This window comes from Streptomyces niger (assembly GCF_000718305.1).
Taxonomy (GTDB): Bacteria; Actinomycetota; Actinomycetes; order Streptomycetales; family Streptomycetaceae; genus Streptomyces; species Streptomyces niger.
Map to the genome: position 1 here is coordinate 60,525 of NZ_JOFQ01000034.1, position 25,184 is coordinate 85,708.

General features: G+C 71.1%; 24 protein-coding genes. 16 read left to right on the top strand and 8 right to left on the bottom strand.

The window, feature by feature from the left end; translation table 11 throughout:
* Positions 1–26 precede the first annotated feature (26 nt).
* Complete coding sequence (locus tag IF20_RS35025; RefSeq protein ID WP_052869488.1) at positions 27–1,007, bottom strand: carbohydrate kinase family protein; 981 nt, start codon at positions 1,005–1,007, stop codon at positions 27–29.
* A 422-nt stretch (positions 1,008–1,429) separates the two neighbouring features.
* Positions 1,430–2,428, bottom strand: a complete 999-nt coding sequence (locus tag IF20_RS35030) for a LacI family DNA-binding transcriptional regulator (RefSeq protein WP_052869489.1) — start codon at positions 2,426–2,428, stop codon at positions 1,430–1,432.
* A 351-nt stretch (positions 2,429–2,779) separates the two neighbouring features.
* Here IF20_RS35030 and IF20_RS35035 point away from each other — a divergent pair, with 351 nt between their 5' ends.
* The 3 genes from IF20_RS35035 to IF20_RS35045 all read left to right on the top strand — a co-directional run bounded on the left by IF20_RS35035 (position 2,780) and on the right by IF20_RS35045 (position 5,767).
* A complete protein-coding gene (locus tag IF20_RS35035; protein ID WP_052869490.1) occupies positions 2,780–3,802 on the top strand; it encodes a zinc-dependent alcohol dehydrogenase family protein in 1,023 nt (340 codons plus the stop codon).
* Between the two features lie 5 nt (positions 3,803–3,807).
* Positions 3,808–5,277 (top strand): sugar porter family MFS transporter, encoded by a 1,470-nt coding sequence (locus IF20_RS35040; protein WP_052869491.1) that lies wholly within the window; start codon positions 3,808–3,810, stop codon positions 5,275–5,277.
* 73 nt (positions 5,278–5,350) lie between these two features.
* Complete coding sequence (locus IF20_RS35045) at positions 5,351–5,767, top strand: Rieske (2Fe-2S) protein (protein ID WP_110944849.1); 417 nt, start codon at positions 5,351–5,353, stop codon at positions 5,765–5,767.
* A gap of 207 nt (positions 5,768–5,974) precedes the next feature.
* Here the strand turns inward: IF20_RS35045 and IF20_RS35050 are convergent, their stop codons facing one another.
* Positions 5,975–6,913 carry a hypothetical protein gene (locus tag IF20_RS35050; protein ID WP_052869493.1) on the bottom strand — a complete coding sequence of 313 codons (939 nt, stop codon included), beginning with the start codon at positions 6,911–6,913 and terminating at the stop codon, positions 5,975–5,977.
* Positions 6,914–7,151: 238 nt separating this feature from the next.
* Here IF20_RS35050 and IF20_RS35055 point away from each other — a divergent pair, with 238 nt between their 5' ends.
* From IF20_RS35055 to IF20_RS35115, 13 genes are all read left to right on the top strand, one after another.
* Positions 7,152–7,769 carry a papain-like cysteine protease family protein gene (locus tag IF20_RS35055; RefSeq protein ID WP_052869494.1) on the top strand — a complete coding sequence of 206 codons (618 nt, stop codon included), beginning with the start codon at positions 7,152–7,154 and terminating at the stop codon, positions 7,767–7,769.
* Positions 7,770–7,773: 4 nt separating this feature from the next.
* The gene (locus IF20_RS35060) at positions 7,774–8,616 is read left to right on the top strand and encodes a hypothetical protein (RefSeq protein ID WP_110944847.1); all 843 of its coding nucleotides are present in this window, start codon (positions 7,774–7,776) and stop codon (positions 8,614–8,616) included.
* A gap of 169 nt (positions 8,617–8,785) precedes the next feature.
* The gene (gene uvrC / locus IF20_RS35065; protein WP_052869495.1) at positions 8,786–10,885 is read left to right on the top strand and encodes an excinuclease ABC subunit UvrC; all 2,100 of its coding nucleotides are present in this window, start codon (positions 8,786–8,788) and stop codon (positions 10,883–10,885) included.
* Positions 10,882–11,832 carry an RNase adapter RapZ gene (gene rapZ, locus IF20_RS35070; RefSeq protein WP_267881159.1) on the top strand — a complete coding sequence of 317 codons (951 nt, stop codon included), beginning with the start codon at positions 10,882–10,884 and terminating at the stop codon, positions 11,830–11,832. Before uvrC ends, rapZ begins: the two co-directional genes overlap by 4 nt.
* Positions 11,829–12,887, top strand: coding sequence for a gluconeogenesis factor YvcK family protein (locus IF20_RS35075; protein WP_199896897.1), 1,059 nt, complete (start codon positions 11,829–11,831; stop codon positions 12,885–12,887). Before rapZ ends, IF20_RS35075 begins: the two co-directional genes overlap by 4 nt.
* The gene (gene whiA / locus IF20_RS35080; protein ID WP_052869497.1) at positions 12,878–13,867 is read left to right on the top strand and encodes a DNA-binding protein WhiA; all 990 of its coding nucleotides are present in this window, start codon (positions 12,878–12,880) and stop codon (positions 13,865–13,867) included. The genes IF20_RS35075 and whiA overlap by 10 nt, the downstream gene beginning before the upstream one ends.
* Before the next feature lie 347 nt (positions 13,868–14,214).
* Complete coding sequence (gene gap / locus IF20_RS35085) at positions 14,215–15,222, top strand: type I glyceraldehyde-3-phosphate dehydrogenase (RefSeq protein WP_052869498.1); 1,008 nt, start codon at positions 14,215–14,217, stop codon at positions 15,220–15,222.
* A gap of 122 nt (positions 15,223–15,344) precedes the next feature.
* Positions 15,345–16,547, top strand: a complete 1,203-nt coding sequence (locus tag IF20_RS35090) for a phosphoglycerate kinase (protein WP_052869499.1) — start codon at positions 15,345–15,347, stop codon at positions 16,545–16,547.
* A 6-nt stretch (positions 16,548–16,553) separates the two neighbouring features.
* Positions 16,554–17,330: a triose-phosphate isomerase gene (tpiA, locus tag IF20_RS35095; protein ID WP_052869500.1), complete on the top strand. Its 777-nt coding sequence runs from the start codon at positions 16,554–16,556 to the stop codon at positions 17,328–17,330.
* A 172-nt stretch (positions 17,331–17,502) separates the two neighbouring features.
* On the top strand, positions 17,503–17,733 hold the full coding sequence (gene secG / locus IF20_RS35100) for a preprotein translocase subunit SecG (RefSeq protein ID WP_199896898.1): 231 nt from the start codon (positions 17,503–17,505) through the stop codon (positions 17,731–17,733).
* 159 nt (positions 17,734–17,892) lie between these two features.
* Positions 17,893–18,228, top strand: a complete 336-nt coding sequence (locus tag IF20_RS35105) for an RNA polymerase-binding protein RbpA (RefSeq protein ID WP_078600932.1) — start codon at positions 17,893–17,895, stop codon at positions 18,226–18,228.
* Positions 18,229–18,503: 275 nt separating this feature from the next.
* Entirely contained in the window at positions 18,504–20,156 is a 1,653-nt protein-coding gene (pgi, locus tag IF20_RS35110) for a glucose-6-phosphate isomerase (protein ID WP_052869513.1), read from the top strand.
* Positions 20,157–20,161: 5 nt separating this feature from the next.
* On the top strand, positions 20,162–20,419 hold the full coding sequence (locus IF20_RS35115) for a hypothetical protein (RefSeq protein ID WP_052869502.1): 258 nt from the start codon (positions 20,162–20,164) through the stop codon (positions 20,417–20,419).
* Positions 20,420–20,505: 86 nt separating this feature from the next.
* On the opposite strand, the gene pgl is transcribed toward IF20_RS35115, so the two are convergent.
* The 5 genes from pgl to IF20_RS41025 form a co-directional block, all read right to left on the bottom strand.
* Positions 20,506–21,288, bottom strand: a complete 783-nt coding sequence (pgl, locus tag IF20_RS35120) for a 6-phosphogluconolactonase (RefSeq protein WP_052869503.1) — start codon at positions 21,286–21,288, stop codon at positions 20,506–20,508.
* The gene (gene opcA / locus IF20_RS35125; RefSeq protein WP_052869504.1) at positions 21,285–22,349 is read right to left on the bottom strand and encodes a glucose-6-phosphate dehydrogenase assembly protein OpcA; all 1,065 of its coding nucleotides are present in this window, start codon (positions 22,347–22,349) and stop codon (positions 21,285–21,287) included. Before opcA ends, pgl begins: the two co-directional genes overlap by 4 nt.
* Positions 22,346–23,878, bottom strand: coding sequence for a glucose-6-phosphate dehydrogenase (zwf, locus tag IF20_RS35130; protein WP_052869505.1), 1,533 nt, complete (start codon positions 23,876–23,878; stop codon positions 22,346–22,348). Before zwf ends, opcA begins: the two co-directional genes overlap by 4 nt.
* 5 nt (positions 23,879–23,883) lie before the next feature.
* A complete protein-coding gene (gene tal, locus IF20_RS35135) occupies positions 23,884–25,002 on the bottom strand; it encodes a transaldolase (protein WP_052869506.1) in 1,119 nt (372 codons plus the stop codon).
* Between the two features lie 34 nt (positions 25,003–25,036).
* Positions 25,037–25,184: transketolase-like TK C-terminal-containing protein (locus IF20_RS41025; RefSeq protein ID WP_199896899.1), on the bottom strand; the 148-nt coding region annotated here is incomplete at its 5' end.

Consider the following 25,184-nt stretch of genomic DNA (forward strand, 5'->3'; position numbering starts at 1 on the left):
TTCGGTGCAGCGCCCGCCGGCCCGGCTCAGGCGAGTTCTGCGGCGTACGGGGGTTCCGCGCCGGGGCGGGAGCAGGTGACGGCCGCGGCCCGGGCGGCGTAGCCGAGGATGTCGCGCCAGGCGTCCTCGCCCAGGGCCGCGAGCGCGGCGGGGGACAGCGCGTCGTGCGCGTCCAGCCGGTGCAGGAGCGCGGCGTTCACCGTGTCGCCCGCGCCGATCGTGTCCACGACCTCGACGCGTTCGCCCGGTACGGAGACCTCGCCGGAGGCGGTGGCGACGGTCAGGCCGGCGCCGCCCCGGGTGAGGACGACCGCCGCCGGGCCGGCGGCCAGCCACTCCTTCACCGCGCCGGCCACCGCATCGGCGGCCGCGTCCGCCGGAAGGTCCTCGGCGCCGGCCAGCCAGCGTGCGTCCTCCTCGGAGAGCTTGAGCAGGGCCACGTGCGGGAGCCAGGCGTGGAAGCGGGCGCGGTAGGCGTTCGGATCGGCGATCAGGCCGGCGCGGATGTTCGGGTCCAGCGCGGTGAACACCCCGCGGGCCGCCTCGCGTCGCATCAGCGCCTCGTACGCGCTGGCGCCCGGTTCCAGGACGAGGGAGCAGGTGCCCAGGGAGAGGGCGCGCACGCCGTCGGGGAGGGCGGCCGGCAGGGTGAAGAGACGGTCGGCGGTGCCCTCGACGTAGAAGCCGTAACCGGCCGAGCCGTCGGGGCTGATGTCGGCCAGCGCGAGCGTGGTCGGCTCGGCGCCCCGCTCGACGAGCGAGGTGTCGACGCCTGCGGACTGCAGGCCGGCCACGAGGGACGCGCCGAAGGCGTCGGTGGAGATCCGCGAGCAGAAGGCGGTCGGTGAGCCGAGCCGGCCGAGGGCGACCGCGGTGTTGTACGGGCCACCGCCCCGGCGCGGCGACAGCGCGGGCAGCTCCGCCGCGCTGTCCGCGGGGGTGCGCTCGCCGTCCACGGCGCTCGTGGGGACGAGGTCGATGAGGGCTTCGCCGGCGACGACGATCACGAGAGGTCCTTTCCGGGGACGGTCCGGGGGGCGGGGTTCCGCTGTACGCGGAGGCGGAGACAGAGGTGGAGGCGGCGACGGAGGTGGAGGTCGTAAGGGAGGCGAAGACGGAGACGGGGACGGAGACCGCGGGATGCGGAAGCGGCCCGCGGTACGCAGAGGGGCCGTTGCCCGTGGAGGGGACGCCGTTCGCGGAGGGGCCGCTGCCCGCGGAGGGGACGGGGCGCGCGGACGGTCCGGTGCACGGGGACGGCCTGGCATCCAGGGGCGGGCCGGCGTGCGTGGGTGGCCCGTCGGGCGGCGCAACGCCCCAGCCCCGCTCGGCGCATCACCGCCCCACCCATCACTACTCCATCCACCGCTACTTCACGCACCCCTATTTCACGCATACTTCACGCACCGCTACTTCACGCACCTCCGCCTCACTCCCCGCAGCCGCAGGACGTGCGGTGGATGAAGGCACAGGGGAGGCGGACGGTGCGGGGTGGGCGGGTCGGTTGTTCCAGGCGGTCCAGGAGGAGTTGGACGGCGGCGGCGCCGATCTCGCGGCTGGGCTGGGCGATCGCCGTCAGCCGGGGCGAGAAGAGGTCCGCCCAGGAGAAGTCGTCGAAGCAGGCGAGCGCGATGTCGCGCGGTACCCGGAGGCCCAGTTCGCCGAGGGCCTTCAGCGCGCCGATGGTCATGGCGTTGTTGGCGGTGATCACGGCGGTGGGCGGCTCGGGGGCCGCGAGGAGGTGCCGGGTGGCGTCCTCGGCGCCCTCCGCCTCGGAGTTGCCGCCGGCCAGCAGCTCCGGCGCGAACGGCAGGCCGCGGGCGCGCAGCCCCTCGCGGTAGCCCGCGACGCGTTCGGTGGTCGTGCTCAGGCCGGGGAGGCCCGCGATCAGGCCGATGCGGGTGTGGCCCAGGTCGGCGAAGTGCTCGACCAGTTGCCGCACGGGGGTCGTGCTCTCGGCGCAGACCTGGTCGTACGCGGCGCCGACGAGCCGGTCCAGGAAGACGGTGGGGACCTCGCGTTTGGTGACGTACTCGACCAGCTCGGCCGGCTCCGCGGAGGGCGCGATGATCATGCCGTCCACGCGGCGCTCGTGCAGCAGCTGGACGACCTTGCGCTCGTGCGCCGGGTCGTCGTGCGGGTCGGCGATCAACAGGCTGTAGCCGGCCTCCAGCGCGCCGGCCTCGACGCCCTGGAGGATCTCGGTGAAGTACGGGTTGCTGATCGCGGAGACGGCGAGACCGATGGACCGGGTGCGCGAGGTGACCAGAGAGCGGGCGAGCGTGTTGTGGGTGTAGCCCAGCTCGTCGATCGCGTCCAGGACGGACTTGCGGGTGTCGGGGCGGACGGGCCGGGTCTCGTTCAGGACGTGCGAGACCGTCGCCACGGAAACGCCCGCGCGGCGTGCGACATCCACCATCGTCGCCATCCGATGCCGTCCTCCCCGACGTGGCCGACGTGACCGACGGCGTGCGTGATTGTGGGGAAACCGTAACGCATGAGAAGCATGGCGTAAACGCTTGCGTAAGCGTTTACGTGCGAGCTAGCCTCCCCGCAATCGAGGTACGGCTCGGAACGGCGGGACCCGGCACCGACGCGGGACGCGACGGAATCGAGTCCGGCGGGCCGGGTACCGGACCGGACGGACCGGCCACGGGACCGCACCGCCACCGGCACCGGTCACAGGTGACCGCACCGCCACCGGCACCGGTCACAAGGGCCCGCACCGGCACCAGCCGCAGTACCCAGAAGCCGCAGCACAATGAAGTGGAGGCGCGAAATGCGCGCTGTCGTGGTCACCGAGCCGGGCCGAGTCGCCCCGGCCGACGTGCCGGATCCCCGGCCTGAACCCGGCGAGGTCGTCGTCCGCGTCTCCTCGTGCGGCCTGTGCGGGACGGACATGCACATCCTCGGCGGCGAGCTGCCGCCGGTGACGTACCCGGTGATCCCCGGGCACGAGCTGACCGGCGAGGTCGTGGCGGTCGGCGAGGGCGGCGAGGGGGCCACTGGACCCGCCGTCGGCGACCGCGTCGCGGTGGACCCCAACATGCCGTGCGGCGCCTGCCACTACTGCCGGATCGGCCGCGGGAACCTCTGCGAGGACTACCGGGCGATCGGCGTCACGCAGGCGGGCGGCTTCGCGGAGCAGGTGGCCGTCCCGGCACGCTGCTGTTACGTGATCCCGGCGTCCTTCTCCGAGGCGTCGGCCGGCCTGATCGAGCCGCTGTCCTGCGCGGTGCACGGCCTGAACCGGCTGCCGCGCCGCCCCGGCGAGCACTACCTGATCTACGGCGCGGGCACGATGGGGCTGATGATGGCCGCGCTCGTACGGACCGCGGGCGCCGCCTCGGTCTCGGTGGTCGACCTCAACGAGGAGCGGCTGGCGTTCGCCGAGTCCTTCGGCCTGGATGCGGCCGTGACCAGCGCGGACAAGCTGGCGCTGGGCAAGGGGCCGGGCTTCGAGGTGGTGGTCGACGCCACGGGTGCGGTGCCCGCCATCGAGGACGGGCTGGGGCGCGTCCGCAAGGGCGGCACGTTCCTGCAGTTCGGCGTGGCGGACCCGGCCCGGAAGGCCGCGTTCTCGCCGTACCTCGTCTACAACAGCGAGATCGACATCATCGGCTCGATGGCCGTGCACAACAGCTTCCAGCCCGCCATCGACGTACTCGCCTCCGGGCTCGACCTGGACCCGCTGGTCAGCGACGTCTACGGGCTGGAGGACTTCGACACGGCGGTCGCCCGCTTCAAGGCCGGCACCGGACGCAAGATCCACATCGCGCCGAACCAGGCGAAGGAGGGGTGACGGCCATGTCCGCGCGCATCCCGGCCGGGGCCTCGGCCGAGCCCGCCCGCGCCTCGCGGCTCAAGAACGGACTGATCTGGGTCTTCGGCGCCCTCGGCGGCATCCTGTGGGGTTACGACACCGGCGTGATCTCCGGGGCGCTGCTCTACATCAAGCGGGACATCCCGATGACCCCGCTGCTGGAGGGCATGGTGGTCTCCGGGCTGCTGGTCGGCGCGATGCTGGGCGCCGGCCTGTCCGGGCGGTTGTCGGACTCCTGGGGCCGCCGGCGGCTGATCCTAGCCGCTTCCGGGGTCTTCATCCTCGGCACGCTCGGCGCGGCGCTCGCGACGCACGTCTGGGCGCTGATCGCCTTCCGCTTCGTCCTGGGCATCGGCGTCGGCATCGCGTCCGTCGTCGTGCCGCTCTACCTCACCGAGCTGGCACCCAAGCACGTGCGCGGCGGTCTGGCCTCGCTGATGCAGCTGCTGGTCACGGTCGGCATCTTCCTCGCGTACGTCACCGACTACCTCTTCCACGACTCCGGCGCCTGGCGCTGGATGATCGGGCTCGGGGTCGTGCCGGCGGCGGTACTGGCGGTCGGCATCATCACGCAGCCGGAGAGCCCGCGCTGGCTGGTCGGCAAGGGGCGCGGCGACGAGGCGCGGCGGGTGCTGTTCCAGCTGCGCGGCGAGGGCGAGGCGGCCCGGGCCGAACTCGCCGAGATCGAGGAGACCGTACGGACCGAGCGCGAGCAGACCGAGAGCCTGACGTTCCGGCACCTGCTGTCGCCGAAGCTGCGGCCGGTCTTCGTGGTCGGGATGCTGCTGGTGTTCTTCCAGAACTTCGTCGGCATCAACACGATCATCTATTACGCGCCCCGGCTGCTGACCAACGTCGGCTTCGGGGACAGCGGCGCGATCATCGCCACCATGGGGGTCGGCGCGCTGAACATGCTGATGACGCTGCCCGCGATGCGGCTGATCGACCGCAAGGGGCGCAAGCCGCTGCTTCTTTGGGGCGCGCTGGGCATGTGTGCGGCGATGGTGCTGCTGGCCGTCACCAACCTGAGCGGGCTGGGCTACGGCGCGCTGCTGTCCGTCCTCACGCTCTTCGGGATCGGCCTGTACATCGCGTCCTTCGCCGTCTCCTGGGGGCCAGTGCAGTGGGTGATGCTGCCCGAGCTGTTCCCGATGCGGCTGCGGGCCGCGGCGGTCAGCCTGTGCGTGATCTTCAACTGGCTGTTCAACATGGCGGTCGCGCTGGTGTTCCCCTCGCTCCTGGACACCTTCGGGGCGGGCACCAACTTCGTCTTCTTCGCGGTGATGACCTTCCTCGCCTTCGTGTTCGTGCGGAAGCTGCTCCCCGAGACGAAGGGGCGCAGCCTGGAGGAGATCGAGCAGGACCTGCTGCGCAGGACGGTCCACGGGCAGCCGGACCCGGCCCGGGGCGCGGATTCCGTCCCGGTATCGTCAGGAAGCAGCGCCAGCCCCTGAGAGCGCGCGCGTCCCATGAAGGGCGCACGCCCCGGGGGAACCGTCCCGCCCCCGGAACGCAGGAGTCATGACCATGAGTGAGCCCCTCCACCGCCGTACCGTGCTGCGAGGGGCCGCACTCGCGGGCATCGCGTGCGTCGGCGCCGCCGCGTGCTCCGCGGGCGGTTCGGGGTCGGGCTCGGCCCCGAAGGCGCCGACGCAGGAGACGGAGCTGGGCGCGGCCGCCGAGATACCGGTCGGCGGCGCCAAGCTCTACCCCGAGGAGAAGCTGGTCGTCTCGCAGCCGGTCGAGGGGACGTTCAAGTGCTTCAGCTCGGTGTGCACGCACATGGGCGCGGTGCTGAACAAGCTCGACAAGGAAGTGGCGACCTGTCCGCTGCACGGGAGCCAATTCGACGTGGCCACGGGCAAGCCCGTGCACGGACCGGCGACCAAGCCGCTGGAGGAGGTCCCGGTCAAGGTCAAGGGCGGCAAGCTGATCGCGGGCTGAGCCCGCTCGCCGACTGAGCCCGCGCACGCCCCGTAGGGCCGCTTCCCGCAGCCCCTGTAGGGCGGACGACCGCAGGCCCCGAAGGGCGGACGGCCGCAGGACCCGTAGGGCCGACGACCGCAGGCCCCGAAGGGCGGACGGCCGCAGGACCCGTAGGGCCGACGGCCGCAGGATTCGAAGGGCCGACGGCCGCAGGGCCCGTAAGGCTCAGCCCCAGTCCCATTCGATGCCTAGCAGGCCCGGGCGTACGGACTGGTCGACCAGGTGGACGGCGCGGTGCCGGCCCGTGAGGGTCAGGTCCTGCCGAGCCGTACGGGGCGCGACCGTCGTGGCCTGGGCGAAACGGCCGCAGCGCACGGGGAGCGCCGCCTCGTCGAAGCGGACCTGGAGGACGTACTGCCCGCCGGGGAACGGGAAACCGCGCAGGTACTCCGTGCTCTCGCCCGCGGTCCCGTCGCGGAACCCGTAGGAGAAGACGTACGTGTCGCCGGCCCGTAGCCGGGTGTCGAAGAGCAGCTCGGCGACCACCAGGGGCGCCTCGGGGGCGTACCGCACCCGCCCCAGCCGGCAGTTCTCGGTGGCCCGTACGACCACCCGAGCCGGGTCCGCGCCCTCGTCGCCGCAGTGGATGGCGACGTACCGGTCGATGCCGTCCCGGTGCGCGCGCACCACGTGCTGCGACTCGCGGTCCAGCAGCTCGCGGCGCGCCCCTATGAGGACCCGCTCCGACTGCCCCACGGTGTGCAGCCCGCCGTCCGTGGGGGCGCCCAGGTCGGCGAGGAGCTTGCGGACCACGTCGGAGTCCTCGGTGAGGGTGCGGTACGACCGGCCCGTGGGCCGCTCCACGTCCGGGAACACCGGAGTCTGCGACTCCAGGAGCCGGGTCAGGGTGCCGTCCGGCAGCTCCAGCACCTCTTCCAGTGCGGTCACCGCGCGCAGCGACTCCGGGCGCTGCGGGCGGCGGGCGCCCTGCTGCCAGTAACTGAGGCTGGTGACGCCGACCTTGATGCCGCGCTGCGCGAGCTTGTACTGCACGCGGTGCAGGGCGAGGCCGCGTTCGGCCAGCGCGGCCCGCAGGGCGAGATGGAACGGCCCGGTGCGCAGCACCTGTGCCAGCTCTGCCGTTGCGGCGGTGTCCTGTGTCATGGCCAACCCTCCGGTGCGCGGGGTGAACGTTCACAACCGGAGTTCACACGTCCCGCTGGCGCTGTCCGTTCCTCGCAGATCGCCGGGCAGGGGACGTTCACATCAGGGCCCGTCCGTCCACACCGCCGCGTCACCTCGCATTGAAGCGTGTTGACCTGCCCCGGACAACACCCGATGCTCCTCAGCATCATCCGGATGCGTTCCTCTCCCTCTTCCCACCCCCCTCGGGAGGACCGCCATGCACCGCCCGTCCCGCCGCACAGACTCGGCCCGTCCCCACTCCCCGCGCCGCAGATGGCCCCTGATCGCGGCCGTCGCCGCCGTCCTCACCGGCTTCCCCGCCGCGACGGCGACGGCCGCACCCGATACCGCGCTCGGCAGCAAGAAGCTGAACATCACGATGCAGGCCCAGCAGAACAGCAACTGGTGCTGGGCGGCCTCGGGCAACACCATCGCCACCTGGTTCGGCCGCAACTACAGCCAGAACCAGTTCTGCAACGCCGCCTTCGGGCGTCAACAGGGGACCACCTGCCCCAACAGCCAGGCCACCCTCGGTGACGTGCAGAACGGCCTGGACTGGGCCGGCATCAACCCCGGCAGCTACGTCAGCGGCTACCTGAACTACAGCACCGTGCAGAGCGAGATCAACGCCAACAGGCCCGTGGAGACCCGCATCCAGTGGTCCTCCGGGGGCGGCCACATGCACGTCCTCTACGGCTTCGACACCGCGAACAACTGGGTGTACTGGGGCGACCCCTGGCCGGACAACAACCGCTACAACTGGGGCGATTACCGGTACTACGTCAACGGCAGCGAGTTCTCCTGGACGCACTCCCTCTACCGGATCGGAGCCTGAGGCGATGACGTACCGGAACGTGCAGCGGGCCGCCGTCACCGCGGCGCTGGCCACCGCGCTCGCCACGCTCGCCCCACAGGCCGCGTCGGCAGCCGACACCCCCGCGCCGCCCGGGAAGCCGGCCGCGGCGAGCGTGGCCGCGGCCCACGAGGCGGCGACCGCGCCGGACACACTGAAGACGCTCGCGCGCTTCTTCGCCCGCGACGGCCGGGTGAGCATCAAGGGGGCAGCACCGCGCATCGAAGGGGCCACCGTGCCCGTCTACGTGCTCTCGCCGGACTTCGTGCGCGGCCGCTCCGGCGCCCCCGTGGCGAAGCTCGACTTCCTCGCCAGCAAGGCCGTCTCCGCCGACGGCCAGGAAGCGTCGGTGTGGTCCGTACGGCCGCGGGGCGCGGACGGCTGGCGGGTGGTGAACATCGCCACCGGCGCCGACGAGACGGCGTACGCGGCCAAGGCGGCGGCCAAGGGCGGGACGCTCTTCCGCGAGCCGCAGATCGACGCCTGGTACGTCCAGCGCGGGGACCGGATCCTGCCGCTGGACGCGGACGCGAAGCAGGCGGTCGGGGCGACCGGGACCACGGTCGCCGCCTACCAGAAGCGCGTGCGCGCGGCGTACGCCGACAAGCTGCCCGGCTCGGCGTACGACCGGCGCGGCGAGGCCGGCGGTTACGGGACGCCGGCCCGGCCCTCCGGCGCCGCGGACCGCGCGGCCGCCGGCCAGGCCGCCCAGCCGGTGGCGGCCGCCGCCAACGGCAGCGGGCCGCTCGTCGCGGTGCTGACCGCCCTCGGCACCGTGATCGTGCTGGCGGTCGGCGGCGCGCTCGTCTCCCGCCGCCTGCGCCGCTGACCGCGCTCGGTGGCCGGCCCGGCCGGCTTCCGTGAGCGACCCCACCGCGCCACCCCCCACCGGCCCCGGCCCGCGACACATCCCGTCGCGGGCCGGGGCCCTGCGCGTATGCCGGCCGGTGTCCTCACCTGTGCCCGGGTTGTCAGTGGTCACCAGTAGGGTGGCGGACATGGCAGACCCCAGCAGCTATCGACCCAAGCCGGGACAGATCCCCGACTCGCCGGGGGTCTACAAGTTCCGGGACGAGCACCGACGGGTGATCTACGTCGGCAAGGCCAAGAGCCTGCGCCAGCGCCTGTCGAACTACTTCCAGGACCTGGCGAATCTCCACCCGCGTACGCGCACGATGGTCACCACGGCCGCGTCCGTGGAGTGGACCGTCGTCTCCACCGAGGTCGAGGCGCTCCAGCTGGAATACAGCTGGATCAAGGAGTTCGACCCGCGGTTCAACGTCAAGTACCGCGACGACAAGAGCTATCCGTACCTCGCGGTGACCCTCAACGAGGAGTACCCCCGGGTCCAGGTCATGCGCGGCGCCAAGAAGAAGGGCGTGCGCTACTTCGGCCCGTACGCGCACGCCTGGGCGATCCGCGAGACCGTCGACCTGATGCTGCGCGTCTTCCCCGTGCGCACCTGCTCCGCCGGGGTCTTCAAGCGCTCCCGGCAGATCGGCCGCCCCTGCCTGCTGGGCTACATCGGCAAGTGCTCGGCGCCCTGCGTCGACCGCGTCTCCGCCGAGGAGCACCGCGAACTGGCCGACGAGTTCTGCGACTTCATGGCCGGCCGCACCGGCGCGTACATCCGCCGCCTGGAGCGGCTGATGGGCGAGGCCGCCGAGGAGATGGAGTACGAGAGAGCGGCCCGGCTGCGCGACGACATAGAGGCGCTCAAGCGGGCCATGGAGAAGAGCGCCGTGGTGCTCGCCGACGCCACGGACGCCGACCTCATCGCGCTCGCCGAGGACGAGCTGGAGGCCGCCGTCCAGATCTTCCACGTACGCGGCGGCCGGGTGCGCGGCCAGCGCGGCTGGGTCACCGACAAGGTCGAGAACGTCGACACCGCGGCCCTCGTGGAGCACGCCCTCCAGCAGCTCTACGGCGAGGAGCGCGGCGACGCCGTGCCCAAGGAGGTCCTCGTCCCGGCGCTGCCCGACCCCGTCGAGCCGATCCAGCAGTGGCTGGCCGAGCGCCGCGGTTCCAACGTCTCGCTGCGCATCCCGCAGCGCGGCGACAAGAAGGATCTGATGGCCACGGTCCAGCGCAACGCCCAACAGGCGCTCGCGCTGCACAAGACCAAGCGCGCCTCCGACCTGACCACCCGCTCCCGGGCGCTGGAGGAGATCGCCGAGGCGCTGGAGCTGGACTCGGTGCCGCTGCGCATCGAGTGCTTCGACATCTCCCACCTCCAGGGCGACGACGTGGTGGCGTCCATGGTCGTCTTCGAGGACGGACTGGCGAGGAAGAGCGAGTACCGGCGCTTCCAGATCAAGAGCTTCGAGGGCCAGGACGACGTCCGGTCGATGCACGAGGTGATCTCCCGGCGGTTCAAGCGGTACCTGGCGGAGAAGCAGCGGACCGGCGAGTGGGAGGAGGAGGCAGGCACGGACACCGGCGGGCCCGTCTCCGGACCCGTGCCGGGGCCGGCGGACCTCTCCGTGCCCGCCCCGGACGCGGGCGACGCCGACGGACCCGCGCCGGGCCCGAAGGACGAGGAGGGCCGCCCCAAGCGGTTCGCGTACCCGCCGCAGCTGGTCGTCGTCGACGGCGGCCGGCCGCAGGTCGCCGCGGCTCAGCGGGCCCTGGACGAGCTGGGCATCGACGACGTCGCGGTCTGCGGGCTGGCCAAGCGCCTGGAGGAGGTCTGGGTGCCCGGCGAGGAGGACCCGGTCGTCCTGCCGCGTACGAGCGAGGGGCTCTACATCCTGCAGCGGGTCCGTGACGAGGCGCACCGCTTCGCCATCGCCTACCAGCGCAACAAGCGCGGCAAGCGACTGACGGCGGGCCCCCTGGACACCGTGCCCGGCCTCGGCGAGAGTCGCCGCCAGGCCCTCCTGAAGCACTTCGGCTCCCTGAAGAAACTCAGGGCCGCGACGATCGAGGAGATCTGCGAGGTGCCCGGCGTCGGCCGCAAGACCGCCGAGACCGTCGCGGCGACCCTGGCCCAGGCCGCTCCGGCCGCCCCGGCGGTCAACACCGCCACCGGAGAGATCATTGAAGATGAGGGGGCACCGCAGGCCGCGTTGCCTTCAGAACAGGGACAGGAACGATGAGCGACAGCAGCCCCGAGCAGCAGACCGAGAGAGAAGCCGCGCCGGTGAGTGCGGCGCCGATCCGCGACGAGCAGGACCGCAGCCCCGCGATCCCCGAGCTGGTGATCATCTCCGGGATGTCGGGGGCCGGGCGGTCCACGGCGGCGAAGTGCCTGGAGGACCTCGGCTGGTTCGTCGTCGACAACATCCCGCCCGAGCTCATCCCGCCGATGGTCGACCTCGGCGCCCGCTCCCAGGGCAACGTCGCCCGCATCGCGGTCGTCGTCGACGTCCGCGGCCGCCGCTTCTTCGACAACCTCAAGGAGTCCCTGGCCGCGCTGGACGCCGCGCACGTCAAGCGCCGGATCGTCTTCCTGGAGTCCTCCGACGAGGCCCTGGTCCGCCGCTTCGAGTCGGTCCGCCGCCCGCATCCGCTGCAGGGTGACGGCCGCATCGTGGACGGCATCGCCGCCGAGCGCGACCTGCTGCGCGAGCTGCGCGGCGACGCCGACCTGGTGATCGACACCTCCTCCCTGAACGTCCACGAGCTGCGCGCCAAGATGGATGCCCAGTTCGCCGGCGAGGAGGTCCCCGAGCTGCGGGCCACGGTGATGTCCTTCGGCTTCAAGTACGGCCTGCCGGTCGACGCCGACCTCGTGGTGGACTGCCGCTTCATCCCGAACCCGCACTGGGTCCCGGAGCTGCGCCCGTACACAGGGCTGAACGAAGAGGTGTCCAACTACGTCTTCAGCCAGCCCGGCGCCAAGGAGTTCCTGGACGGCTACGCCGAGCTGCTGCGCATCGTCGCCGAGGGGTACCGCCGCGAGGGCAAGCGGTACGTGACCATCGCGGTCGGCTGCACGGGCGGCAAGCACCGCAGCGTCGCCATGTCGGAGAAGCTCGCCCGCCGCCTGGTCTCCGAAGGAGTCGAGACGGTCGTCGTCCATCGGGACATGGGGCGCGAGTGACCAGCCGCACGCCCCGTATGCGCCGTGTGCGTCGGCTGGTACGGGGCAGCACGCACCGGGGCGCCACGCCGAAGGTCGTCGCCCTGGGCGGCGGCATGGGCCTGTCCGCCTCGCTCGCCGCGCTGCGCCGCATCACGCGCGACCTGACCGCCGTGGTCACCGTCGCCGACGACGGCGGCTCCAGCGGCCGGCTCCGCGACGAGCTGGGCGTCCTGCCGCCCGGCGACCTGCGCAAGGCCCTCGCGGCGCTGTGCGGCGACGACGACTGGGGCCAGACCTGGGCCCGGGTCATCCAGCACCGCTTCATCAGCGGCGGCGAGCTGCACGACCACGCCGTGGGAAATCTCCTGATCGTCGCCCTGTGGGAACAGCTGGGCGACCCCGTCCAGGCGCTCGACCTGGTCGGCAAGCTGCTGGGCGCGCACGGCCGGGTCCTTCCGATGTCCGCCGTGCCGCTGGAGCTCCAGGCGCTGGTCAAGGGCCACGACCCGGACCGCCCGGACGAGATCTCCACCGTCCGCGGCCAGGCCACGGTCGCGCTCACCCGCGGCGAGGTGCAGTCCGTGCACGTCGTCCCCGAGGACCCGCCGGCCGTCCCGGAGGTCGTCGAGGCGGTCCGGGACGCCGACTGGGTGGTGCTCGGCCCCGGATCCTGGTTCTCCTCCGTGATCCCGCACCTTCTGGTGCCGCAGCTGCGCGAGGCACTGGAGGAGACCAAGGCACGTAAGGTTCTCTCGTTGAACCTCGCGCCCCAGCCGGGGGAGACGGACGGGTTTTCCCCGCAGCGTCATTTGGAGGTTTTGGCCCGACACGCCCCTAAACTCGCCTTTGACGTGGTGCTGGCCGATCAGGACGCCGTGCCCGACCGGGAAAGCCTGACCGGAGTGGCCAAGGAGCTGTTCGGCAGCGAGGTCGAGCTGGCGGCCGTGGCCGCTCAAGGGGAAGCCTCCCGGGGTGCGCCCGGGGGCGGCTCTCCTCGGCACGACCCCGAGCTGCTGGCCGCCGCGTACGACCGTATTTTTCGGATGCATGGAAGGATCGGCCCATGGCGATGACGGCAGCGGTGAAGGACGAAATCCCCCGGCTCCCCGTCACCCGGACCTGCTGCCGGAAGTCGGAGGTCTCGTCGATCCTCCGGTTCGCGGGCGGGTTGCACCTGGTCAGCGGGCGGATCGTGATCGAGGCGGAGCTGGACACGGGCATCGCGGCCCGGCGGCTCCGCAAGGACATCCTGGAGATCTTCGGACACTCCTCCGACCTCGTGGTGATGGCGCCCGGCGGGCTGCGCCGCGGCAGCCGGTTCGTCGTCCGGGTGGTCGCCGGCGGCGACCAGCTCGCGCGCCAGACCGGCCTGGTGGACGGCCGCGGCCGCCCCATCCGCGGCCTGCCCCCGCAGGTGGTCTCGGGGGCCACCTGCGACGCGGAGGCCGCCTGGCGCGGCGCGTTCCTGGCGCACGGCTCGCTCACCGAGCCCGGCCGCTCCTCCTCCCTGGAGGTGACCTGCCCGGGCCCCGAGGCGGCGCTCGCGCTGGTCGGCGCGGCGCGCCGGCTCGGCATCGCGGCCAAGGCCCGCGAGGTGCGCGGCGTGGACCGGGTGGTGGTCCGTGACGGTGACGCGATCGGCGCGCTGTTGACGCGGCTCGGCGCCCATGAGTCGGTGCTGGCCTGGGAGGAGCGCAGAATGCGCCGCGAGGTGAGGGCCACGGCCAACCGCCTCGCCAACTTCGACGACGCCAACCTCCGGCGCTCGGCGCGGGCCGCGGTCGCCGCGGGCGCCCGTGTGCAGCGCGCGCTGGAGATCCTCGGCGACGAGGTGCCCGAGCACCTCGCGGCGGCCGGGCGGCTGCGCATGGAGCACAAGCAGGCCTCCTTGGAGGAGCTGGGCGCGCTCGCCGACCCGCCGCTGACCAAGGACGCGGTCGCGGGCCGGATCCGCCGGCTGCTCGCGATGGCCGACAAGCGCGCGCAGGATCTCGGCATCCCCGGCACCGAGTCCAACCTCGCCGATGACCTGGCCGAGGGCATGGTCGGCTGAAAAGGTCGGAAACGGGCACGATACGGTCACGAACGTCCTCCGTCGGGTCCCGGCGCGGATTGCCCTGCCGAGGGCTGTCCGCGGACCCGCGAAGGCACCCCGGCCGGCCCCGTCGAGGGACCCCGTACGGCACCGCTCAACTGAGCTCCCCGGCGCTCCAACTTTCCTCGGGCTTTCCTTGAGATTTCCTTGGGGCGTAAGGGAAGGCGCGCATTACAGGGAAGGGCTCCGAGCACCCCTGTCAATGTCACGTACGTTACGTATTGGGGGTAGGGTCGGAGGCGGTCGGGGACATCCCATACAGCTCGCCGGGTGCAGATCCGGCGTACCAACGAGGAGATCGGTTCGTGACGATCCGCGTAGGCATCAACGGCTTTGGCCGCATCGGTCGTAACTACTTCCGCGCGCTGCTGGAGCAGGGTGCGGACATCGAGATCGTGGCTGTCAACGACCTGGGTGACACCGCGACCACCGCGCACCTGCTGAAGTACGACACCATCCTGGGCCGCCTGAAGCAGGACGTGTCGCACACCGCCGACACCATCACCGTCGGCGACCGCACCATCAAGGTGCTCTCCGAGCGCAACCCCGCCGACATCCCGTGGGGCGAGCTGGGCGTCGACGTCGTCGTCGAGTCGACCGGCATCTTCACCAAGCGCGAGGACGCCGCCAAGCACCTCGCCGGTGGCGCGAAGAAGGTCCTCATCTCGGCTCCGGCCAAGGACGAGGACATCACCATCGTGATGGGTGTCAACCAGGACAAGTACGAGGCCGACAAGCACCACGTCATCTCGAACGCTTCCTGCACCACCAACTGTGTCGCGCCGATGGCGAAGGTTCTCGACGAGAACTTCGGCATCGTCAAGGGCCTGATGACCACGGTCCACGCGTACACCAACGACCAGCGCATCCTGGACTTCCCGCACAAGGACCTGCGCCGCGCCCGCGCCGCCGCGGAGAACATCATCCCGACCACCACCGGTGCCGCCAAGGCCACCGCGCTGGTCCTCCCGCAGCTCAAGGGCAAGCTGGACGGCATCGCCATGCGCGTGCCCGTCCCCACCGGCTCGGTCACCGACCTGGTTCTGGAGCTCGGCCGCGAGGTCACCAAGGAAGAGGTCAACGCCGCCTTCCAGAAGGCCGCCGAGGGCGAGCTCAAGGGCATCCTGGAGTACACGGAGGACCCGATCGTCTCCTCCGACATCGTCAACGCCCCGGCGTCCTGCACCTTCGACTCCTCCCTGACCATGGTCCAGGAGGGCAAGAACGTGAAGGTCATCGGCTGGTACGACAACGAGTGGGGCTACTCCAACCGTCTGGTCGACCTGACCGTCTTCGTCGGCGGCCAGCTCTGATCCCTGCCTGACCCGCAGGGCAGCACCAGCGAGATGTGAGCGACGGGGCTCGTACGACGCGATGAAGCGTCGTACGGGCCCCGTGCTATGACTGACGTTCCGAACAGAGCCACGGAGTCACCATGAAGACGATCGACGACCTTCAGGTAGCGGGAAAGCGGGTCTTCGTCCGCGCCGACCTGAATGTGCCGCTGGACGGCACCACCATCACCGACGACGGCCGGATCCGCGCCGTGCAGCCGACCATCGCCAAGCTCGCAGAGGCCGGCGCCAAGGTGGTCGTGGCCTCGCACCTGGGCCGCCCCAAGGGCGCGCCGGACCCCGCCTTCTCGCTCGCCCCCGCGGCGAAGCGGCTGGGTGAACTGCTCGGCACGGGCGTGGCGTTCGCCACCGACACGGTCGGCGAGTCCGCGCAGGCCACCGTCGCGGGCCTGGCCGACGGCCAGGTCGCCGTCCTGGAGAACCTCCGCTTCAACGCGGGCGAGACCAGCAAGGACGACGCCGAGCGCGGCGCGTTCGCCGACCAGCTGGCCCAGCTCGCCGACCTCTACGTCGGCGACGGCTTCGGCGCCGTGCACCGCAAGCACGCCTCGGTGTACGACCTGCCGGCCCGCCTGCCGCACGCCGCCGGCGACCTGATCGCCGCCGAGGTCACCGTGCTGAAGAAGCTCACCGAGGACGTCAAGCGCCCGTACGCGGTCGTGCTCGGCGGCGCCAAGGTGTCCGACAAGCTCGGCGTCATCGACCACCTGCTGGAGAAGGCCGACCGCATCCTCATCGGCGGCGGCATGGCGTACACCTTCCTCAAGGCCCAGGGCCACGAGGTCGGCATCTCGCTCCTCCAGGAGGACCAGATCCCGGCGGTCAAGGACTACATGAAGCGCGCCGAGGAGCGTGGCGTGGAGTTCGTCCTCCCCGTCGACGTGCTGATCTCGGCCGACTTCCCGGACCTGAAGACCAAGGCCCCGGCCCACCCCACCGTGGTCGCCGCCGACGCCATCCCGGCGGACCAGGAGGGCCTGGACATCGGCCCGAAGACCCGTGAGCTGTACGCGGACAAGCTCAAGGACGCGGCCACCGTCTTCTGGAACGGCCCGATGGGCGTCTTCGAACACCCCGACTACGCGAACGGCACCAAGGCCGTCGCGCAGGGCCTGCTCGACTCCGAGGCGTTCACCGTCGTCGGCGGCGGTGACTCGGCCGCGGCCGTACGCCTGCTCGGTTTCGACGAGAATGCTTTCGGCCACATCTCGACCGGTGGCGGCGCCAGCCTCGAATACCTCGAAGGCAAGACGCTCCCCGGCCTCGCCGCTCTGGAGGACTGAACAAACGTGAGTAGCCGTACCCCGCTGATGGCGGGCAACTGGAAGATGAACCTCAACCACCTCGAGGCCATCGCGCACGTCCAGAAGCTCGCTTTCGCGCTCGCCGACAAGGACTACGAGGCCGTCGAGGTCGCGGTCCTGCCGCCCTTCACCGACATCCGCTCGGTGCAGACCCTGGTCGACGGCGACAAGCTGAAGATCAAGTACGGCGCCCAGGACATCTCGGCGCACGACTCCGGTGCCTTCACCGGTGAGATCTCCGGCCCCATGCTCGCCAAGCTGAAGTGCGCGTACGTGGCCATCGGCCACAGCGAGCGCCGTCAGTACCACGGCGAGGACGAGGCGGTCTGCAACGCCAAGGTCAAGGCCGCCTTCAAGCACGGCATCACCCCGATCCTCTGCGTCGGTGAGGGCCTGGACGTCCGCAAGGCCGGCAACCAGGTCGCGCACACCCTCGCCCAGGTCGACGGCGCGCTGGAGGGCGTCCCGGCCGAGCAGGCCGAGACCATCGTGATCGCGTACGAGCCGGTGTGGGCCATCGGCACCGGCGAGGTCGCCACCCCGGAGGACGCCCAGGAGGTCTGCGGTGCGATCCGCGGCCGCCTCGCGGAGCTGTACAGCCAGGAGCTCGCCGACAAGGTGCGGATCCAGTACGGCGGCTCGGTGAAGTCGGGTAACGTCGCTGCGATCATGGCGCAGCCGGATGTCGACGGCGCCCTGATCGGCGGTGCGGCGCTGGACGCCGACGAGTTCGTCAAGATCGTTCGGTTCCGCGACCAGTAACGGTCACGGTCGCGCTCCGTACCACTGTGAGCAGCGGCTATGACGGCGGGCCCGGCCCGTCGTAGGCTGTCGGGGCCGGGCCCGGTGTCACACGACGCCGTCCCGGCCCTTCCGCATCACATCCGCCCGTACTCCCGTCCGTCAGTCCTAGAGAGTTGGTCCAGCCGTGGTCATGGGATTCTCGATCGCCCTCATCGTCTTCAGCGCGCTGCTGATGATGCTGGTGCTCATGCACAAGGGGAAGGGCGGCGGCCTGTCCGACATGTTCGGTGGCGGCATGCAGTCCTCGGTGGGCGGCTCCTCCGTGGCCGAGCGCAACCTCGACCGCATCACCATCGTCGTCGGCCTCCTCTGGTTCGCCTGCATCGTCGTTCTCGGCATCCTGATGAAGCTGGACAACTGACACGGCGTCGGGGGCGCGGCTTATCATGAGTGCGGCGTCCTTGCGTGGCCGGGTAACTCCTGTCACTGGACGCGCGTTGGGCCTTACGTAGACTGGGGCGCTCCGCAGCGAAGAATCCCGTCGATGCTTCGCAGCACCATGACGCAGGGAGTTACGACCGTGGCAAGTGGCAACGCGATCCGAGGAAGTCGGGTCGGGGCGGGGCCGATGGGGGAGGCCGAGCGGGGCGAGTCCGCGCCGCGCATCCGCATCTCCTTCTGGTGCTCCAACGGGCACGAGACACAGCCCAGCTTCGCCGGCGACGCGCAGATTCCTGACACCTGGGACTGCCCGCGCTGTGGCTTCCCCGCAGGCAAGGACCGGGACAACCCGCCGGACCCGCCGCGCACCGAGCCGTACAAGACGCACCTGGCGTACGTACGGGAGCGCCGCACGGACGCGGACGGTGAGGCGATCCTCGCGGAGGCGCTCGCCAAGCTCCGTGGCGAGATCTGACGACGCCTCGCGCGCGGCGGTACGGACGAAGAGAAGAGTGGTTACCGGCCCGGCCGGAAGGTTCTGGCCTTCCTGTCGGGCCGGTCGCGTTGCGCTGTTCGAGTGGCCTTGCGGGTGAATCCGGTACGGACACACGGTGTCAGCCGTTCGGCCGTGGGCGGACATCTCCCCCGCTCTCGGCCTCGCTCGAGTGGGAGGCGCCCGCATCGTCCCCTGATCAATTAGGTTGGAGGGTGGCGGGGCCGATACGAGACCAAAGAAGGCTGATGTCCGAGATGAACGCAGATGGCCGCAGCAGGCTCGACCAGACGTCCGAGTGGGCGGCCCTGGGAAAGCACCGCGAACAACTCGCGAGCACGCATCTGCGCGAGCTGTTCGACCAGGACCCCGGCCGCGCGGAGCGCTACACGCTCCAGGTCGGCGACCTGCACCTGGACTACTCCAAGCACCTGGTGACCGACGAGACGCTGCTGCTGCTCCGTGAGCTGGCCGCGGCGACGAAGGTCACCGAGCTGCGGGACGCCATGTTCCGCGGCGAGAAGATCAATATCACCGAGAACCGCGCGGTGCTGCACACCGCGCTGCGCGCGCCGGAGTCGGCGGTCATCGAGGTCGACGGCGAGAACGTCGTCCCCGCGGTGCACTCCGTGCTGCGCAAGATGTCGGTGTTCACCGACCGGGTCCGCTCCGGCGACTGGAAGGGCCACACCGGCAAGCGCATCAAGAACGTCGTCAACGTCGGCATCGGCGGCTCCGACCTGGGCCCGGCGATGGCGTACGAGGCGCTGCGCGCCTACACCGACCGCGACATGCAGTTCCGGTTCGTCTCCAACGTGGACGGCGCGGACCTGCACGAGGCCGTGCGCGACCTGGACCCGGCCGAGACGCTGTTCATCATCGCCTCGAAGACGTTCACCACGATCGAGACGATCACCAACGCGAAGTCGGCCCGCGAGTGGCTGCTGAGCGGCCTGGGCGCCGGCGACGAGGCCGTGGCCAAGCACTTCGTGGCGCTGTCCACCAACGCCGAGAAGGTCGCCGAGTTCGGCATCGACACGGCCAACATGTTCGAGTTCTGGGACTGGGTCGGCGGCCGGTACTCCTACGACTCCGCCATCGGCCTGTCGCTGATGCTCGCGATCGGCCCGGAGCACTTCCGCGAGATGCTGGCCGGCTTCCACCTGATCGACGAGCACTTCCGGTGCGCGCCGCCGGAGGAGAACGCGCCGCTGCTGCTCGGCCTGCTGGGCGTCTGGTACGGCAACTTCTGGGACGCGCAGTCGCACGCGGTGCTGCCGTACAGCCACTACCTCTCGAAGTTCACCGCCTACCTCCAGCAGCTGGACATGGAGTCCAACGGCAAGTACGTGAGCCGCGACGGCCAGGAGGTGAACTGGCAGACCGGCCCGGTGGTCTGGGGCACGCCCGGCACCAACGGCCAGCACGCGTACTACCAGCTGCTGCACCAGGGCACGAAGATGATCCCGGCCGACCTCATCGGCTTCGCGCGCCCGGTGGACGACCTCCAGCCGCGGCTGGTCGCCCAGCACGACCTGCTGATGGCGAACCTCTTCGCGCAGGGCCAGGCGCTGGCCTTCGGCAAGACGCCGGAGGAGGTGCGGGCCGAGGGCGTGCCGGAGGAGCTGGTGACGCACAAGACCTTCAAGGGCAACCGCCCCACCACCACCATCCTGGCCAAGGAGCTCACCCCGTCCGTGCTGGGCCAGCTGATCGCCCTCTACGAGCACAAGGTGTTCGTCCAGGGCGCCGTCTGGAACATCGACTCCTTCGACCAGTGGGGCGTGGAGCTGGGCAAGGTCCTCGCCAAGCGCGTCGAGCCGGCGCTCACCGAGGGCGCCGAGGTCGAGGGCCTGGACGCCTCGACGAAGGCCCTGGTGTCCACCTACCGCACGATGCGGGGGCGCTGATCCCGGTGCACGAGGACGCGCTCCTGAGCTTTCTGAACCTGCTGACCGCGGAGAACCGCGAGTGGCTGGTGGCCCAGCCGGCGGCCAGGCAGCAGGAGGTGGCCGCCCGTCACCTGGAGGTGGAGCAGGGCGACAAGGAGGCCGGTCTCGGCCCGTACAACACCGTTGACGAGGACGTCGAGGGCGTCTCGGTGGGCGACCTGCAGGACCCGGCGGGGCTGGCCAACGCCATGGTGCGCCAGGAGCGGGAGTGGCAGTCGTGACCCGCTGACGGCCCTCCCGGGCATGCGAAACGGCCCGGCCCCCACGGTGGATGACCGTGGGGGCCGGGCCGTTCGTCAGCGGCGGCTCAGGCCGAGGCCGGCGGGTACAGGTCGCGCGGCAGCTGGGAGGCGGCCGCCTCGTCCAGCAGCCAGAGCGTACGGCTGCGGCCGTACGCGCCCGCCGCGGGTGCCTGTATCTCACCGGCGCCGGACAGGGCCATCGCGGCCGCGTTCGCCTTGTCCTCGCCCGCCGCGAGCAGCCACACCTCGCGTGCCGCGCGGATGGCGGGCAGGGTCAGCGAGATCCGGGTGGGCGGCGGCTTGGGCGCGCCGTGCACGCCGACCACCGTCCGCTCGGTCTCCCGCGCCGCCGGGTGCTCGGGGAAGAGCGAGGCGACGTGGGTGTCCGGGCCGACGCCCAGGAGGAGGACATCGAAGGACGGGACGGGCCCGTGGTCCTCCGGCCCCGCCGCGGCGGCCAGGTCGGCGGCGTACGCCTCGGCAGCGGCGTCCGCGTCGTTGCCGTACCCGCCGTCGGACGGCGCCATCACGTGCACCCGTGCCGGGTCCAGCGGGACGCTGTCCAGCAGCGCCTCACGGGCCTGGGTGTGGTTGCGCTCCGGGTCGCCCTCGGGCAGGAACCGCTCGTCGCCCCACCACAGGTCCAGCCGGGACCAGTCCACGGCGTCCCGTGCCGGCGCCTCGGCGAGGGCCGCGAGCAGCCCGTTGCCGTTGCGGCCGCCGGTCAGGACGACGGAGGCCGAGCCGCGGGCCGCCTGGGCATCCACGATCTTCGTGATCAGCCGGGCCGCCGCGGCCTTGGCCATCAGCTCCTTGTCGCGGTGCACGACGACCTGCGGCGCGCTCACTTGGCGGCCGCCTTCTTCGCGGGCGTCTTCTTCGCCGCGGCCTTGCCCTTGGGGGCGTCCTCGGCGGACTGCGCCTCGGCCTCCCGCTCGGCGTCCTCGGCGGTCTTCGCCGATTCGCCCGGGAGCCCCTCCTTGTACTCGCCCAGCCGCTCCACGCCGAACTTCAGCGCGGACGCGTAGGTGTCGTCCGGGTCGAGGCGGCGCAGCTCCTCGGCGAGCAGCTCGGCGGTCTCCCGCCGCTGCAGCGCCACCGCGCGGTCGGGCTGGCCGGTCATGCACAGCGTGGCGAGCGCGCCGTCGGCGCGGTCCAGCACGATCGGGCCGTTCTTGGTCTCCATCCGGACGGCCGTCAGGCCGGGGCCCTCGGAGAGCGTCCGCTGGACGGGGACGTGCAGCCGGTCGGCGAGCCACATGGCGAGCAGCTCGCAGCTGGGGTTGTACTCCTCGCCCTCGACCGTGACCGAGGTGACCTGGCTCGGCTGCTGGTCGAGCGCGGCGGCCAGCATCGAACGCCAGGGCGTGATGCGGGTCCAGGCCAGGTCGGTGTCGCCGGGGGTGTACTGCTCGGCGCGCGCGGCCAGCTCCTGGACGGGCTGCTCGGCGGCGTAGGTGTCGGTGACCCGACGCTGGGCGAGCGACCCGAGCGGGTCGGCGGCCGGGTTGGTCGGGCCGCCGACGGGCCACCAGACGACCACGGGGGCGTCCGGCAGCAGCAGCGGCAGCACGACCGACTGGGCGTGGTCGATGGCCTCGCCGTACAGGCGCAGCAGCACCGTCTCGCCGGTGCCGGCGTCCGCGCCGACCCGGACCTCGGCGTCCAGGCGGGCCCGGGCGCGGCCGCGCGGCGAGCGGCTGACGCGCTTGATGACGACCAGGGTGCGCGAGGGGTGCTCGCGCGAGGCCTCGTTGGCGGCCTTGAGCGCGTCGTAGGCGTTCTCCTCGTCGGTGACGATGACGAGGGTGAGCACCATGCCGACGGCCGGGGTGCCGATGGCACGGCGGCCTTGGACCAGCGCCTTGTTGATCTTGCTGGCCGTGGTTTCGGTGAGATCGATCTTCATGGCCGACGCCAGCTCCGTCCGTCTCGTGCGAGCATTTCGTCCGCCTCGACGGGTCCCCAGGTGCCCGCCGGGTACTGCGCGGGCTTGCCGTGCGTGTCCCAGTACTGCTCGATCGGGTCGAGGATCTTCCAGGACAGCTCGACCTCCTCCGTGCGCGGGAAGAGGTTGGCGTCGCCGAGGAGGACGTCCAGGATCAGGCGCTCGTACGCCTCGGGGCTGGACTCCGTGAAGGATTCGCCGTAGGCGAAGTCCATCGAGACGTCCCGTACCTCCATCGAGGTGCCCGGGACCTTCGAGCCGAACCGCACCGTCACACCCTCGTCCGGCTGCACCCGGATGACCAGAGCGTTCTGCCCCAGCTCCTCGGTGGCGGTGTGGTCGAAGGGGGAGTGCGGGGCGCGCTGGAAGACGACCGCGATCTCGGTGACGCGGCGGCCCAGGCGCTTGCCGGTGCGCAGGTAGAAGGGCACGCCCGCCCAGCGGCGGTTGTCGATGCCCAGCTTGACCGCGGCGTAGGTGTCGGTCTTCGACTTGGGGTCGATGCCCTCTTCCTGGAGGTAGCCGACGGCCTTCTCGCCGCCCTGCCAGCCTTCCGCGTACTGCGCCCGTACGGTCTCCTTGCCCAGGTCCTTGGGCAGCCGTACGGCGCCGAGGACCTTGGCCTTCTCCGCGACCAGCGCGTCCGCGTCGAAGGAGGCCGGCTCCTCCATGGCGGTCAGCGCGAGCAGCTGGAGGAGGTGGTTCTGGATCACGTCACGCGCGGCGCCGATGCCGTCGTAGTAGCCGGCCCGGCCGCCGATGCCGATGTCCTCGGCCATCGTGATCTGTACGTGGTCCACGTAGGAGCGGTTCCAGATGGGCTCGAACATCGTGTTGGCGAAGCGCAGCGCCAGGATGTTCTGGACCGTCTCCTTGCCGAGGTAGTGGTCGATCCGGAAGACCTCTTCCGGCGGGAACACCTCGTGCACGATGCGGTTGAGCTCGCGCGCGCTCTCCAGGTCGTGCCCGAAGGGCTTCTCGATGACCGCGCGGCGCCAGGAGTCGGCCTTCTGGTCCGCCAGCCCGTGGTGCTTGAGCTGCTGGACGACCTTGGGGAAGAACTTCGGCGGTACCGAGAGGTAGAACGCGAAGTTGCCGCCGGTGCCCTGAGCCTTGTCCAGGTCCTGGATCGTGGTCTTCAGCGTCTCGAAGGCCTGGTCGTCGTCGAAGTTGCCCTGGACGAAGCGCATGCCCTGGCTGAGCTGCTGCCAGACCTCCTCGCGGAACGGGGTCCGCGAGTGTTCCTTGACCGCGTCGTGCACGACCTGGGCGAAGTCCTCGTTCTCCCAGTCGCGGCGGGCGAAGCCGATGAGCGAGAAGCCCGGCGGCAGCAGGCCACGATTGGCCAGGTCGTAAACCGCCGGCATCAACTTTTTACGTGACAAATCGCCCGTGACGCCGAAGATGACGAGGCCCGACGGCCCCGCGATACGCGGGAGCCGTCGGTCCGCGGCGTCACGAAGCGGATTGGCTCCGTGAACTGTGCTCAAGAGTCTCAGCCCTCCGAAGGAGCGAGGCGCTTCAGCTCCGCCTCGGTCGACTTGAGCAGGTCGTTCCAGGCGGCCTCGAACTTGTCGACGCCCTCGTCCTCCAGCACCTGCACGACCTCGTCGTACGAGACGCCGAACTTCGCGAGCGCGTCGATGTCGGCCTGCGCCTCCTGGTACCCGCCGGTCACGGTGTCACCGGTGACCTCGCCGTGGTCGGCGGTGGCCTCCAGGGTGGCCTCCGGCATGGTGTTGACCGTGTTCGGCGCGACCAGCTGCTCGACGTAGAGCGTGTCCTTGAGCTCGGGGTCCTTCACACCGGTGGAGGCCCACAGCGGACGCTGCTTGTTGGCGCCCGCCTTCTCCAGGGCCGCCCAGCGGTCCGAGGAGAAGACCTCCTGGTAGGCCTGGTAGGCCAGTCGGGCGTTGGCGAGCGCCGCCTTGCCCTTGAGGGCCTTGGCCTCGTCGGTGCCGACGCCGTCCAGGCGCTTGTCGATCTCGGTGTCCACGCGGGACACGAAGAAGGACGCGACGGAGTGGATCTTGTCCAGCTCCAGACCCAGCGACTTGGCCTTCTCCAGGCCGGCCAGGTAGGCGTCCATGACCTCGCGGTAGCGCTCCAGCGAGAAGATCAGCGTGACGTTGACGCTGATGCCCTTGCCGATGACCTCGGTGATCGCGGGCAGGCCCGCCTTGGTCGCCGGGATCTTGATGAGCGTGTTCGGACGGTCCACCAGCCACGCCAGCTGCTTGGCCTCGGCGACGGTCGCCTTCGTGTTGTGCGCCAGACGGGGGTCGACCTCGATGGACACCCGGCCGTCCTGGCCGTCGGTGGCGTCGAAGACCGGCCGCAGGATGTCGGCCGCGTCGCGGACGTCCGCGGTGGTGATCATGCGGATGGCTTCCTCGACGGTGACCTTGCGGGCCGCGAGGTCGGAGACCTGCTGCTCGTAGCCCTCACCCGAGGAGATCGCCTTCTGGAAGATCGACGGGTTGGTGGTGACACCCACCACGTGGCTCTGGTCGATCAGCTCGGCGAGGTTGCCGGACGTGATGCGCTTGCGCGACAGGTCGTCCAGCCAGATCGCAACGCCTTCGTCGGAAAGGCGCTTGAGTGCGTCTGTCATGGGAATTGCATCTCCTACTTGTCGTCTATGGACGTCAGCGCGCGGCGGCGTCGATCGATTCCCGCGCGGCGGCGGCCACGTTCTCGGGCGTGAAGCCGAACTCGCGGAAGAGGACCTTGCCGTCGGCGGAGGCGCCGAAGTGCTCCAGCGACACGATGCGGCCGGCGTCGCCGACGTACTTG

Excerpts from the sequence above, each read along its gene's own strand:
- IF20_RS35050 (WP_052869493.1), bottom strand. The coding sequence starts at position 6,913 with ATGACACAGGACACCGCCGCAACGGCAGAGCTGGCACAGGTGCTGCGC.
- IF20_RS35035 (WP_052869490.1), top strand. The coding sequence starts at position 2,780 with ATGCGCGCTGTCGTGGTCACCGAGCCGGGCCGAGTCGCCCCGGCCGAC.
- IF20_RS35060 (WP_110944847.1), top strand. The coding sequence starts at position 7,774 with ATGACGTACCGGAACGTGCAGCGGGCCGCCGTCACCGCGGCGCTGGCC.
- IF20_RS35030 (WP_052869489.1), bottom strand. The coding sequence starts at position 2,428 with ATGGCGACGATGGTGGATGTCGCACGCCGCGCGGGCGTTTCCGTGGCG.
- rapZ (WP_267881159.1), top strand. The coding sequence starts at position 10,882 with ATGAGCGACAGCAGCCCCGAGCAGCAGACCGAGAGAGAAGCCGCGCCG.
- whiA (WP_052869497.1), top strand. The coding sequence starts at position 12,878 with ATGGCGATGACGGCAGCGGTGAAGGACGAAATCCCCCGGCTCCCCGTC.
- uvrC (WP_052869495.1), top strand. The coding sequence starts at position 8,786 with ATGGCAGACCCCAGCAGCTATCGACCCAAGCCGGGACAGATCCCCGAC.
- IF20_RS35055 (WP_052869494.1), top strand. The coding sequence starts at position 7,152 with ATGCACCGCCCGTCCCGCCGCACAGACTCGGCCCGTCCCCACTCCCCG.
- pgi (WP_052869513.1), top strand. The coding sequence starts at position 18,504 with ATGAACGCAGATGGCCGCAGCAGGCTCGACCAGACGTCCGAGTGGGCG.
- tal (WP_052869506.1), bottom strand. The coding sequence starts at position 25,002 with ATGACAGACGCACTCAAGCGCCTTTCCGACGAAGGCGTTGCGATCTGG.
- secG (WP_199896898.1), top strand. The coding sequence starts at position 17,503 with ATGGGATTCTCGATCGCCCTCATCGTCTTCAGCGCGCTGCTGATGATG.
- IF20_RS35045 (WP_110944849.1), top strand. The coding sequence starts at position 5,351 with ATGAGTGAGCCCCTCCACCGCCGTACCGTGCTGCGAGGGGCCGCACTC.
- IF20_RS35040 (WP_052869491.1), top strand. The coding sequence starts at position 3,808 with ATGTCCGCGCGCATCCCGGCCGGGGCCTCGGCCGAGCCCGCCCGCGCC.
- IF20_RS35090 (WP_052869499.1), top strand. The coding sequence starts at position 15,345 with ATGAAGACGATCGACGACCTTCAGGTAGCGGGAAAGCGGGTCTTCGTC.
- opcA (WP_052869504.1), bottom strand. The coding sequence starts at position 22,349 with ATGAAGATCGATCTCACCGAAACCACGGCCAGCAAGATCAACAAGGCG.